The 11,670-nt window shown below is 55.1% G+C and carries 12 protein-coding genes; 8 read left to right on the forward strand and 4 right to left on the reverse strand.

The window, feature by feature from the left end:
* Positions 1-11 precede the first annotated feature (11 nt).
* A complete protein-coding gene (gene rsd / locus FCH32_RS22730) occupies positions 12-500 on the reverse strand; it encodes a sigma D regulator (protein ID WP_096758772.1) in 489 nt (162 codons plus the stop codon).
* Positions 501-596: 96 nt separating this feature from the next.
* On the opposite strand from rsd, the gene nudC reads away from it, so the two are divergent.
* The 6 genes from nudC (at position 597) to FCH32_RS22760 (ending at position 4,964) form a co-directional block, all read left to right on the forward strand.
* Positions 597-1,370 (forward strand): NAD(+) diphosphatase, encoded by a 774-nt coding sequence (gene nudC / locus FCH32_RS22735; RefSeq protein WP_115259732.1) that lies wholly within the window; start codon positions 597-599, stop codon positions 1,368-1,370.
* Between the two features lie 49 nt (positions 1,371-1,419).
* Positions 1,420-2,484, forward strand: a complete 1,065-nt coding sequence (gene hemE, locus FCH32_RS22740; protein WP_096758770.1) for a uroporphyrinogen decarboxylase — start codon at positions 1,420-1,422, stop codon at positions 2,482-2,484.
* Between the two features lie 9 nt (positions 2,485-2,493).
* Positions 2,494-3,174 carry a deoxyribonuclease V gene (nfi, locus tag FCH32_RS22745; RefSeq protein WP_174361575.1) on the forward strand — a complete coding sequence of 227 codons (681 nt, stop codon included), beginning with the start codon at positions 2,494-2,496 and terminating at the stop codon, positions 3,172-3,174.
* 33 nt (positions 3,175-3,207) lie between these two features.
* The gene (locus FCH32_RS22750) at positions 3,208-3,798 is read left to right on the forward strand and encodes a YjaG family protein (RefSeq protein ID WP_096758768.1); all 591 of its coding nucleotides are present in this window, start codon (positions 3,208-3,210) and stop codon (positions 3,796-3,798) included.
* 186 nt (positions 3,799-3,984) lie between these two features.
* Entirely contained in the window at positions 3,985-4,257 is a 273-nt protein-coding gene (gene hupA / locus FCH32_RS22755; RefSeq protein ID WP_096758767.1) for a nucleoid-associated protein HU-alpha, read from the forward strand.
* A gap of 11 nt (positions 4,258-4,268) precedes the next feature.
* A complete protein-coding gene (locus tag FCH32_RS22760) occupies positions 4,269-4,964 on the forward strand; it encodes a DUF1481 domain-containing protein (protein WP_096759484.1) in 696 nt (231 codons plus the stop codon).
* 89 nt (positions 4,965-5,053) lie between these two features.
* Here the strand turns inward: FCH32_RS22760 and zraP are convergent, their stop codons facing one another.
* Positions 5,054-5,488 (reverse strand): zinc resistance sensor/chaperone ZraP, encoded by a 435-nt coding sequence (gene zraP / locus FCH32_RS22765; RefSeq protein WP_096758766.1) that lies wholly within the window; start codon positions 5,486-5,488, stop codon positions 5,054-5,056.
* A gap of 261 nt (positions 5,489-5,749) precedes the next feature.
* On the opposite strand from zraP, the gene zraS reads away from it, so the two are divergent.
* Complete coding sequence (gene zraS / locus FCH32_RS22770) at positions 5,750-7,135, forward strand: two-component system sensor histidine kinase ZraS (protein WP_137361876.1); 1,386 nt, start codon at positions 5,750-5,752, stop codon at positions 7,133-7,135.
* 5 nt (positions 7,136-7,140) lie between these two features.
* A complete protein-coding gene (zraR, locus tag FCH32_RS22775) occupies positions 7,141-8,466 on the forward strand; it encodes a sigma-54-dependent response regulator transcription factor ZraR (RefSeq protein ID WP_096758764.1) in 1,326 nt (441 codons plus the stop codon).
* Here the strand turns inward: zraR and purD are convergent.
* The gene (gene purD / locus FCH32_RS22780) at positions 8,463-9,752 is read right to left on the reverse strand and encodes a phosphoribosylamine--glycine ligase (protein WP_117344000.1); all 1,290 of its coding nucleotides are present in this window, start codon (positions 9,750-9,752) and stop codon (positions 8,463-8,465) included. The genes zraR and purD overlap by 4 nt on opposite strands.
* A 15-nt stretch (positions 9,753-9,767) precedes the next feature.
* Positions 9,768-11,357, reverse strand: coding sequence for a bifunctional phosphoribosylaminoimidazolecarboxamide formyltransferase/IMP cyclohydrolase (gene purH / locus FCH32_RS22785; RefSeq protein ID WP_117343999.1), 1,590 nt, complete (start codon positions 11,355-11,357; stop codon positions 9,768-9,770).
* Positions 11,358-11,670: the final 313 nt, after the last annotated feature.

An 11,670-nucleotide genomic window follows, 5' to 3' on the forward strand; every position in this document is an offset into this window, starting at 1 on the left:
TCGCGCAAATCTCAAGCAGGGCGTTTGATCATTGCGCTGTCGTGTACCGCATCAAGCACCAGCATAATCAACTTATCTTCCAGCATAAACCGGGCCTCCAGCGCCTCGCCGATATCCGACAATGCCTGTTGAAATTCAAGGAAATTATCGTGGTCAATGGCGTTTTCCAGACTGGAATCATAGTCGTCCATAATCTGTTGTGTATTGGCTTCCAGAAGAGGCCAAATTTTTGTGGCTTTTAAAAGCTGCCCGTTCCCTTCCAATTTATGCAGAATACGTTCATAAATACTGAAGTGTCCGGTGGAGAGGTAGTCGACCAGGCTCTGACAAAAATCATCCAGCGCTTTTTCATTGAGCCGCATGTACGATTCTTTGCCAGGCTTAATGCCAACCAGATTGTAGTAAGCCACGAGCAGGTGCTTACGTACATGTAGCCAGCGATCAACCAGTTTATTACTTCCTCCGACGTGTTCCGTCAGGCTTTCCAGCTGGTTTAGCATGATTGACTCCGCAAGGTGGTGTTGAAAAACGGCTCACCGATAAATGTAAAAATAATGTAAACAACATGCCTGTGAAGCAAAGGTTGCGCAAGAGATATGGATCGTATTATTGAAAAATTAGACAGCGGCTGGTGGATCGTCAGTCATGAACAAAAATTGTGGTTGCCTCACGGAGAGCTGCCACATGGTGACGCGGCTGGTTTTGATCTGCTGGGTCAGCGCGGGTTGCCGATAGGCGAGTGGGAAGGTGAAACCGTCTGGCTGGTGCAGCAGCAGCGTCGCCACGATATGGGCTCAGTGCGCCAGATCCTCGATCAGGATGTGGGACTGTTTCAACTGGTCGGACGCGGCGTGCAGTTGGCCGAGTTTTTCCGTTCGCATAAATTCTGCGGTTATTGTGGCCATCCGATGCACCCAAGCAAAACGGAATGGGCAATGCTGTGTAGCCACTGCCGTGAACGTTATTATCCGCAAATTGCCCCCTGCATTATTGTCGCCATCCGTCGTGAAGACTCCCTGCTGCTGGCTCAGCATGTTCGCCACCGCAACGGCGTGCATACCGTGCTGGCCGGTTTTGTTGAAGTGGGGGAGACGTTAGAACAAGCGGTAGCGCGAGAAGTGATGGAAGAAAGCGGCATTAAGGTGAAAAACCTGCGCTACGTTACCTCCCAGCCCTGGCCGTTTCCGCAGTCTTTGATGACCGCGTTTATGGCGGAATATGATAGCGGGGAGATCGTCATCGACCCGAAAGAACTGCTGGAAGCGAACTGGTATCGCTACGATGACTTACCGCTACTTCCCCCGCCGGGTACCGTCGCACGTCGACTGATCGAAGATACTGTGGCGATGTGTCGGGCTGAGTACGAGTAAAGAACGAGTAATGATACACTGACGGCCTGACGCTAAAAGGAAGATAAAAATGACCGAACTGAAGAACGATCGTTACCTGCGTGCGCTGCTGCGCCAGCCTGTTGATGTTACTCCGGTATGGATGATGCGCCAGGCGGGCCGCTATTTGCCGGAGTACAAAGCCACTCGTGCGCAAGCGGGCGATTTCATGGCGCTGTGCAAAAACGCCGAGCTGGCCTGCGAAGTGACGCTACAACCGCTGCGCAGGTATAAACTTGATGCGGCGATCCTCTTTTCGGACATTTTGACCATCCCGGATGCGATGGGACTTGGGCTGTACTTTGAAGCTGGCGAAGGCCCACGCTTTACCTCTCCCATCACCTGTAAGGCCGATGTGGATAAGCTGCCGATCCCGGACCCGGAAGGGGAACTGGGCTACGTGATGAACGCGGTACGTACTATTCGCCGCGAGCTGAAGGGCGACGTGCCGCTGATCGGCTTCTCTGGCAGTCCGTGGACGCTGGCGACTTACATGGTGGAAGGCGGCAGCAGCAAAGCCTTCACCGTGATTAAAAAGATGATGTACGCCGATCCAACGTCGCTGCATCTGCTGCTCGATAAGCTGGCGAAAAGCGTCACGCTATACCTGAATGCGCAGATCAAAGCCGGCGCGCAATCGGTGATGATTTTCGACACCTGGGGCGGCGTGCTGACCGGTCGCGACTATCAGCAGTTCTCTCTCTATTACATGCACAAAATTGTCGATGGCCTGCTGCGTGAAAACGACGGCCGCCGCGTGCCGGTCACCTTGTTTACTAAAGGCGGCGGACAGTGGCTGGAAGCGATGGCGGAAACTGGATGTGATGCGCTGGGTCTCGACTGGACGACAGATATTGCCGATGCGCGTCGTCGTGTCGGTCATAAAGTGGCGTTACAGGGCAATATGGACCCGTCCATGCTCTACGCACCGGCACCGCGTATCGAAGAAGAAGTCGCCACGATACTGGCGGGCTTCGGTCAAGGGGAAGGCCACGTCTTTAACCTGGGCCACGGTATCCACCAGGACGTGCCGCCGGAACATGCCGGGGTGTTTGTGGAGGCGGTACATCGCTTGTCTGAGCAGTACCACCGCTAAGGAGTCACGATGGATCTCGCGTCGCTACGCGCCCAACAGCTTGAACTGGCCTCTGCGGTGATCCGTGAAGATCGCTTTAAAAGCGATCCGCCGGATCTGATCGCTGGGGCAGATGTGGGGTTTGAGCAGGGCGGAGAGGTGACGCGAGCCGCCATCGTGCTACTGAAGTATCCTTCTCTTGAGCTGGTTGAATATAAGGTGGCGCGTATCGCCACCACCATGCCGTATATCCCCGGTTTTCTCTCTTTTCGCGAATATCCTGCGCTGCTGGCTGCCTGGGAACAATTATCGCAGAAGCCTGACTTAGTGTTCGTTGATGGTCACGGTATTTCCCACCCGCGTCGTCTTGGCGTTGCCAGCCATTTTGGTCTGCTGGTGGATGTCCCGACGATTGGCGTGGCGAAAAAACGGCTGTGCGGCAAGTTTGACCCCTTATCTGCTGAACCCGGGGCGCTAGCGCCACTGTTGGATAAAGGCGAGAAACTGGCGTGGGTCTGGCGCAGCAAAGCACGCTGTAATCCACTGTTTATCTCTACCGGACATCGCGTGGGCATGGATAGCGCGCTGGCGTGGGTGCAGCGTTGTATGAACGGCTATCGCCTGCCGGAACCGACACGCTGGGCGGATGCGGTGGCATCGGAACGCCCGGCTTTTACGCGGCTTGCAGCAAAAACGCCCCATATCGGGTAAACTGCGACTAATTTCCGTATTCGAGAACTCATCATGTTACAAAACCCGATTCATCTGCGTCTGGAGAAGCTGGAAAGCTGGCAGCACGTCACCTTTATGGCCTGTCTGTGTGAGCGCATGTACCCAAATTACGCCATGTTCTGCAAGCAAACGGAGTTTGGTGATGGGCAGATTTACCGCCGAATCCTGGATTTAGTCTGGGAAGTGCTGACCGTCAAGGATGCGAAAATCAATTTTGACAGCCAGCTGGAGAAGTTTGAAGAGGCTATTCCGTCCGCAGACGACTACGATCTGTACGGCGTTTATCCGGCGATTGACGCCTGTGTTGCCCTGAGCGAAGTCATGCATTCTCGTCTGAGCGGTGAAACCCTGGAACACGCGATTGAAGTCAGTAAGGCTTCGATTACCAGCGTCGCGATGCTGGAAATGACGCAAGCGGGTCGCGAAATGACCGATGAAGAGCTGAAAGAGAACCCTGCCGTTGAGCAAGAATGGGATATTCAGTGGGAAATATTCCGACTTTTAGCCGATTGCGAAGAACGCGATCTTGAGCTGATAAAAGGGCTGCGTGCAGACCTGCGCGAGGCTGGCGAGAGCAATATTGGTATAATTTTTCAGCAATGACACCACAAAACGTGATTTAACGCCTGATTTGTCGTGCCTGAAGGCTTCCCATCCGCCCCCCGTCTGGTCTACATTTGGGGGGCGAAGAAAAGTGGCTATCGGTGCGTGTATGCAGGAGAGTGCTTTTCTGGCATTTCCGTCGCACTCGATGCTTAGCAAGCGATAAACACATTGTAAGGATAACTTATGAACAAGACTCAACTGATTGATGTAATTGCAGACAAAGCAGAACTGTCCAAAACACAGGCTAAAGCTGCTCTGGAATCCACTCTGGCTGCTATTACTGAGTCTCTGAAAGAAGGCGATGCTGTACAACTGGTTGGTTTCGGTACCTTCAAAGTGAACCACCGCGCTGAGCGTACTGGCCGCAACCCGCAGACCGGTCAAGAAATCAAAATCGCCGCAGCTAACGTACCGGCATTTGTTTCTGGTAAAGCACTGAAAGACGCGGTTAAGTAATTCGCGTGGCAGTGAACAGTTTTAACGAGGGGGCGGTTTCGCCCCTTTTGTCCATCTGGCGTCATACGCTTTGGCTTTCAGGTGTTCTGTTGCTGTCTGCCTGCAGTCGCCACTCTGAGCTTCCTCCGTTCACGGCCAGCGGTTATGTTGGCGATCACGGAGCGGTACGCGTTTGGCGTAAAGATTCCAACGATGATGTGCATCTGCTCTCCGTTTTTAGTCCGTGGCGAAGCGGCGACACAACCACCAGTGAGTACCGCTGGCAGGGTGACACCCTCTCTCTGATAGAACTCAACGTATACAGCCAACCGCCGGAGCATGTTCGCATCCGTTTCGACGATCGGGGTGAACTGAGTTTTATGCAGCGTGAAGTCGATGGACAAAAGCAACAGCTTTCCAGCGATCAAATTGCGCTCTACCGCTACCGTGCCGATCAAACCCGTCAGACCAGCGATGCGCTGCGCCAGGGGCGTGTGGTATTACGGCAGGGGCGTTGGCATGCCGCCGAACGCACGGTCACTACGTGTGAAGGCGAGACGATCAAACCTGATTTAGATTCATGGGCGATAAACCATATCGAGCGCCGCCAGAGCCGCTCGTCGGTCGACGTGAGCGTGGCATGGCTGGAAGCGCCTGAGGGATCTCAGCTGTTGCTGGTCGCGAATTCTGATTTCTGTCGTTGGCAGCCAAAAGATAAAACATTTTAACGCCGGATGGCGACGCAAAAGCGTCTTATCCGGCTTACGGTATCCATCTGTAGGCCTGATTAGCGTAGCGCCATCAGGCATTAAGTTCTTTACCAGTGGCCCATACCCATATGACCCCCGCCACGATGGTAACTGCCGCCACCGCAACCCATGCCGGCACCGCGAGGCACACCCGCCTCCGCCATGGCGACATCCCGTTTCACCCGTTGCTCATCCAGCGCTTGATTCAGAGATTCTATCTCTTTTGCGACGGCATTAATTTTTGCGCTGTCCAGCGGGCTGGCGGTGAGCAACGCGTTGTACTCATAACGTTTGGACGTCAACTGCTGGCGCAATGCGCGGGTCTGCGTGTAGTAATCATCAGCGATTTTCTGGGCTGCGGCCTGCTGCTCGGTGGTCATTGGCGTACCACCCTGTTGCCACATTCCCTCACCATTGCCCCAGTGATGTTGCGCCAGCGCCGGGGTGGAACCCAGAGCCATCAGCGAGAGGACCATTAGCGCCAGTTTATTATTCCGTTTCATCGTTCGTTCTCCTGTTGGTTAGCTTACTTTCTCTTTTGCATCTTCCGTGCCAACCTGGACGTCCTTGTGCTGCGGGGATCGCGCGGCTGCCGCCCGGGCGTAAGCGAGTAAAAATGACTCGCCAGAACAGCCCGGTGGGTCATTTTTACCCACCCGTTGTGAGGGTTTGTGCCTGAGAACAGGGTTATCAGGGTGAAAAGATGGCATGATTTCTGCTGTATACCTGAAATGAAGAAAGGAACGGCGGGAAAGGGAGAACGTATGCGTCTTGATAAGGATACGGCAGCAAAGTGGCTGAGCCGGTTATTACCGGCGGCGATCCTGATTTTGGTGGGGTGGTTTTCCATCATGACCATTCGGGACTACGGCCGGGAAAGTGATGCCGCTCGACAAACGTTACTGGAAAAGGGAAGCGTGCTGATCCGCGCCCTTGAGTCCGGTACGCGTGTGGGTATGGGAATGCGTATGCATCATGCGCAGCAACAAACGCTGCTGGAGCAAATGGCGGTACAGCCGGGCGTACTCTGGTTTGCCGTTGTCGATGAGCATGGCGTGATCATCACCCACAGTGATTCCTCTATGGTTGGTAAATCCCTCTACTCGCCGGATGTCCTGCGTCAGCTAAATCCTGGGGAACAAGAACGCTGGCGGAATATCGACTCATCGCCCGATGGGCATGATCAAATACCAGCCCTGGAAATTTATCGCCAGTTCCAGCCGTTGTATGGGGCCGGGAGGCACGGTATGGCACGCTGCTCCGGTAATGACGATCATGCGAATACGCCTACGCAAACCATCTTTATCGCTTTTGATGCCAGCGACCTGGCCGCGACTCAGGCCAGAGAGTGGCGTAATACGCTGATCGTTCTGTCTGCTCTGGCGGCGGTGCTGCTGGCTACCGTGCTGACGTTTTTCTGGTACCAACGCTATCAGCGTTCTTATAAAGAGCTACAGGACGCGATGAAGCGTAAAGAAAAGCTGATGGCGCTCGGACATCTGGCGGCGGGAGTCGCGCATGAAATCCGTAATCCACTGTCATCCATCAAGGGGTTAGCGAAATATTTTGCCGAACGCACTCCGGCGGGGGGCGAGTCGCATGAACTGGCGCAGGTGATGGCGAAAGAGGCCGATCGCTTAAATCGGGTGGTGAGTGAATTGCTGGAGCTGGTGAAGCCCGCGCACCTGACGCTGCAGCGGGTCGATCTTAATGACGTCATCACCCACTCGCTGCATTTGGTTAGCCAGGATGCTCAGAGCCGGGAAATTCAACTGCAGTTTACGCCGAATGCTGCGTTACCCGCTATTCAAGCCGATCCCGACCGACTCACGCAGGTCCTGCTGAATTTATACCTCAACGCCATTCATGCTATCGGGCATCAGGGGACGGTTACGGTTTCAGCGAGTGAAAGTGGCGCCGATCGGGTTAAAATTAGGGTTACCGACAGCGGAAAGGGAATTGCGCCCGACCAGCTGGAGGCTATTTTTACTCCTTACTTTACGACGAAGGCAGACGGTACCGGGCTGGGACTGGCGGTGGTGCAAAACATCATTGAGCAGCACGGCGGAACCATTCAGGTGACCAGCGTGGAGGGTAGAGGCACCGTCTTTACTCTCTGGCTGCCGATCAATGCGAAACCACAGGATTGACAAGGATGACACACGGAAAAATCGATATTCTGGTTGTGGACGATGACGTCAGCCACTGCACTATTCTACAAGCGCTGCTGCGTGGCTGGGGCTATGACGTTGCGCTTGCCTATAGCGGACGAGAGGCGCTGGCGCAGGTGCGTGAACACGTCTTTGATCTGGTATTGTGCGATGTGCGTATGGCGGAGATGGACGGCATTGAAACGCTGAAAGAGATCAAAGCCCTGAATCCGGCGATTCCGGTCTTGATTATGACCGCTTTTTCTAGCGTGGAGACCGCGGTGGAAGCGTTAAAAACCGGGGCGCTGGATTACTTAATCAAACCACTGGATTTTGACAGTCTGCAGCACACGCTGGAAAAGGCGCTGGCGCATACCCGGGCGACCGGCGTCGACCCCGTAGCAGCCCCGGCAGCGCAGTTTGGCATGATTGGCAACAGTCCGGCGATGCAGCACCTGCTTAACGAAATTGCGATGGTTGCGCCGTCGGATGCGACGGTGCTTATTCACGGAGACTCCGGAACGGGCAAAGAACTGGTCGCCCGGGCGCTTCACGCCAGCAGTGCGCGCAGTGATAAACCACTGGTGACGCTCAACTGCGCGGCGCTGAATGAATCTCTGCTGGAATCTGAACTGTTCGGCCATGAAAAAGGCGCGTTTACCGGTGCCGATAAACGCCGGGAAGGGCGCTTTGTGGAAGCCGACGGCGGTACGCTGTTTCTTGATGAGATTGGTGATATCTCGCCGCTGATGCAGGTGCGCCTGCTGCGGGCGATTCAGGAGCGTGAAGTCCAGCGCGTAGGCAGTAATCAGACTATTGCTGTGGATGTCCGGCTGATTGCCGCCACCCATCGCGATCTAGCACAAGAGGTCAACGCCGGACGTTTTCGCCAGGATCTCTACTATCGCCTGAACGTCGTCACTATCGAGATGCCCGCATTACGTCAACGCCGGGAAGATATTCCGCTGCTGGCCGGGCATTTTCTCCAGCGCTTTGCTGAGCGTAACCGCAAAGCGGTGAAAGGTTTTACCCCGCAGGCAATGGATCTGCTGATCCATTACGACTGGCCGGGAAACATTCGTGAGCTGGAAAATGCGATTGAGCGTGCGGTGGTTCTGCTGACGGGAGAATACATTTCTGAACGCGAGCTGCCACTGGCGATTGCCGCGACGCCAATAAAAGCAGAGAACAGTCTGGAGATCCAACCGCTGGTGGATGTTGAAAAAGAGGTGATTCTGGCAGCACTGGAAAAAACGGGCGGCAACAAAACTGAAGCCGCCCGTCAGTTAGGCATCACGCGTAAAACGCTGTTGGCGAAAATTTCGCGTTAGCGCTGCTCGCGTTCGATGGCGCGCCAGCCGATATCGTTACGGCTAAAGCTGCCTTCCCAGCGGATGTCGGCCATTAACGCGTAAGCGCGCTTCTGCGCTTCTGCAACGGTATGACCCAGTGCGGTTGCGCACAGGACGCGGCCCCCATTGGTCAATACCGTGTCGTCGGCGGCGAGTTTAGTGCCGGCGTGGAACACTTTGCCGTCAGCGGCTTCTTCCAGCGGCAGGCCGTGGATCGCGTCTCCGGTGCGGTAGTCGCCCGGATAACCCCCGGCGGCGATTACCACGCCCAGCGAGGCGCGCTCGTCCCACTCAGAGGTTTTCTCGTCCAGCTTACCGTCGCAGGCGGCGAGACACAGATCCACCAGGTCCGACTTCATGCGCAGCATGATCGGCTGGGTTTCCGGGTCGCCGAAGCGGCAGTTAAACTCGATAACCTTCGGGTTGCCCTGTTTGTCGATCATCAGGCCTGCGTACAGGAAACCGGTGTAGGTGTTACCTTCCGCCGCCATGCCTTTTACGGTTGGCCAGATGATGCGTTCCATGGTGCGCTGGTGAACGTCATCAGTTACAACAGGCGCTGGAGAGTATGCACCCATCCCGCCGGTGTTCGGACCGGTATCGCCATTGCCCACACGTTTGTGGTCCTGACTGGTAGCCATCGGCAGGACATGCTCGCCGTCGACCATCACGATAAAGCTTGCCTCTTCGCCGTCGAGGAACTCCTCGATCACAATGCGGTGGCCCGCGTCGCCAAACGCGTTGCCTGCCAGCATGTCGTGCACGGCGGCTTCAGCTTCTTCAAGCGTCATCGCCACGATAACGCCTTTACCGGCAGCCAGACCGTCGGCTTTAATGACGATCGGCGCGCCTTTCTCACGCAGATAGGCCAGCGCGGGCTCCACTTCAGTGAAGTTCTGGTATTCCGCTGTGGGAATATTATGGCGCGCGAGGAAATCTTTGGTGAACGCTTTAGAACCTTCCAACTGCGCAGCACCTTCGGTTGGGCCGAAGATTTTCAGACCGGCGGCACGGAAGGCATCGACCACGCCAATCACCAGCGGTGCTTCCGGACCAACGATGGTGAGATCGATCTTCTCGTTCTGGGCAAAGCTCAGCAGTGCCGGAATGTCGGTTACACCGATAGCCACGTTTTGCAGCGTCGGTTCCAGTGCGGTACCCGCATTGCCCGGTGCGACATAAACGGTTGAAACCTGCGGTGACTGGGCTGCTTTCCAGGCCAACGCGTGTTCGCGCCCGCCGTTGCCAATAACTAATACTTTCATCGTCTGCTCCGTGGATTAATGGCGGAAGTGGCGCATGTCGGTAAAGATCATCGCAATACCGTGTTCGTCGGCAGCGGCAATCACCTCGTCATCACGAATGGAACCGCCTGGCTGGATAACACAGCTCACGCCAACGGCTGCTGCGGCATCAATCCCGTCGCGGAACGGGAAGAAGGCGTCAGACGCCATTGCCGAACCTTTGACTTCCAGACCTTCGTCGGCGGCTTTAATCCCGGCGATCTTCGCGGAATAAACGCGGCTCATCTGACCTGCGCCTATGCCGATGGTCATGTTCTCTTTGGCGTAGACAATGGCGTTGGATTTCACGAACTTCGCGACTTTCCAGCAGAACAGCGCATCACGCAGCTCCTGCTCAGTAGGCTGACGTTTGGACACTACGCGCAGTTCACCCTCGGTGACCATACCCAGGTCACGATCCTGAACCAGCAGTCCGCCGTTCACGCGTTTGAAATCCAGGCCCGCAACACGCTCAGCCCACTGACCGCAGGTCAGGACGCGAACGTTCTGCTTAGCCGCCGTAATCTTCAGCGCTTCCTCGGTTGCTGACGGGGCGATGATCACCTCAACAAACTGGCGGGAGATAATGGCCTGTGCCGTTTCAGCATCCAGTTCGCGGTTAAAAGCGATGATGCCGCCGAACGCGGAGGTTGGATCGGTTTTGTACGCGCGGTCATAGGCATCAAGAATAGAGGAGCTGACTGCCACGCCGCACGGGTTGGCGTGCTTAACGATAACGCAGGCTGGCTCGTTGAACTCTTTCACGCACTCGAGTGCGGCATCGGTATCGGCGATGTTGTTATAAGAGAGCGCTTTGCCCTGGACCTGCGTTGCGGTGGCAACGGACGCCTCTTTAACATTCTCTTCTATATAGAAGGCCGCCTGCTGGTGGCTGTTTTCGCCGTAGCGCATATCCTGCTTCTTAATGAAGTTCAGGTTCAGGGTTCGCGGGAAGCGACCTGCAGCGTCTTTGCTTTCACCGTGATAGGCCGGGACCATGCTGCCGAAGTAGTTGGCAATCATGCTGTCGTAGGCGGCGGTGTGTTCGAATGCTTTAATGGCGAGATCGAAACGGGTGTCGAGGGTCAGAGAACCTTCGTTGGCATCCATTTCTTTAATAATGGCGTCGTAGTCATTGCTCTTTACCACGATAGCCACATCTTTATGGTTCTTGGCGGCCGAGCGCACCATGGTTGGGCCGCCGATATCGATATTCTCTACCGCATCTTCCAGCGAGCAGCCAACGCGAGCCACGGTCTCGGCGAACGGGTACAGGTTAACAACCACCATATCGATAGGGGCGATACCGTGTTGTTCCATTATTCCGTCATCCTGACCGCGACGGCCAAGAATGCCGCCGTGTACTTTTGGATGCAGGGTCTTCACGCGTCCATCCATCATTTCCGGGAAACCGGTGTAATCGGAAACTTCGGTCACTGGCAGACCTTTCTCTGCTAACAGGCGTGCAGTGCCACCTGTAGACAGCAGCTCCACACCGCGTGCGGAAAGTGCCTGAGCGAATTCGATAATACCTGCTTTGTCAGAAACACTGAGCAGAGCGCGGCGGACTGGACGACGTTGTTGCATGGTAAATCCCCTGGATTTGACTATAACAGAGAGCGTTAGCTGAGTTTTTGCGTAAAAACTCAGCTAACGCCCCTTACGGGGCATCCTTGTTTTGCCGCAGCATTGTAACGAAAACGTTTGCGCAACGCTCGCGAATTTTTCTTTTTCAATGTTGACCCTTATTTCGAGAGCTTAAAACCGTATATAGGTAGACAGGATCGCCGAAATGACGGGGATGTTTGTGGATAACTCTGTGTGCAAATAGGTATAAGGCGGGGTTTTGCTGTGGAATGCAGCAGTCAGTCATTTTTCTGTAATTTAAGGGTTGCGGGCA

The sequence above is a fragment of the Citrobacter gillenii genome (assembly GCF_013337685.1).
GTDB classification, from domain to species: domain Bacteria; phylum Pseudomonadota; class Gammaproteobacteria; order Enterobacterales; family Enterobacteriaceae; genus Citrobacter; species Citrobacter gillenii.

Excerpts from the sequence above, each read along its gene's own strand:
- rsd (WP_096758772.1), bottom strand. The coding sequence starts at position 500 with ATGCTAAACCAGCTGGAAAGCCTGACGGAACACGTCGGAGGAAGTAAT.
- nudC (WP_115259732.1), top strand. The coding sequence starts at position 597 with ATGGATCGTATTATTGAAAAATTAGACAGCGGCTGGTGGATCGTCAGT.
- hemE (WP_096758770.1), top strand. The coding sequence starts at position 1,420 with ATGACCGAACTGAAGAACGATCGTTACCTGCGTGCGCTGCTGCGCCAG.
- nfi (WP_174361575.1), top strand. The coding sequence starts at position 2,494 with ATGGATCTCGCGTCGCTACGCGCCCAACAGCTTGAACTGGCCTCTGCG.
- FCH32_RS22750 (WP_096758768.1), top strand. The coding sequence starts at position 3,208 with ATGTTACAAAACCCGATTCATCTGCGTCTGGAGAAGCTGGAAAGCTGG.
- hupA (WP_096758767.1), top strand. The coding sequence starts at position 3,985 with ATGAACAAGACTCAACTGATTGATGTAATTGCAGACAAAGCAGAACTG.
- zraP (WP_096758766.1), bottom strand. The coding sequence starts at position 5,488 with ATGAAACGGAATAATAAACTGGCGCTAATGGTCCTCTCGCTGATGGCT.
- zraS (WP_137361876.1), top strand. The coding sequence starts at position 5,750 with ATGCGTCTTGATAAGGATACGGCAGCAAAGTGGCTGAGCCGGTTATTA.
- zraR (WP_096758764.1), top strand. The coding sequence starts at position 7,141 with ATGACACACGGAAAAATCGATATTCTGGTTGTGGACGATGACGTCAGC.
- purD (WP_117344000.1), bottom strand. The coding sequence starts at position 9,752 with ATGAAAGTATTAGTTATTGGCAACGGCGGGCGCGAACACGCGTTGGCC.
- purH (WP_117343999.1), bottom strand. The coding sequence starts at position 11,357 with ATGCAACAACGTCGTCCAGTCCGCCGCGCTCTGCTCAGTGTTTCTGAC.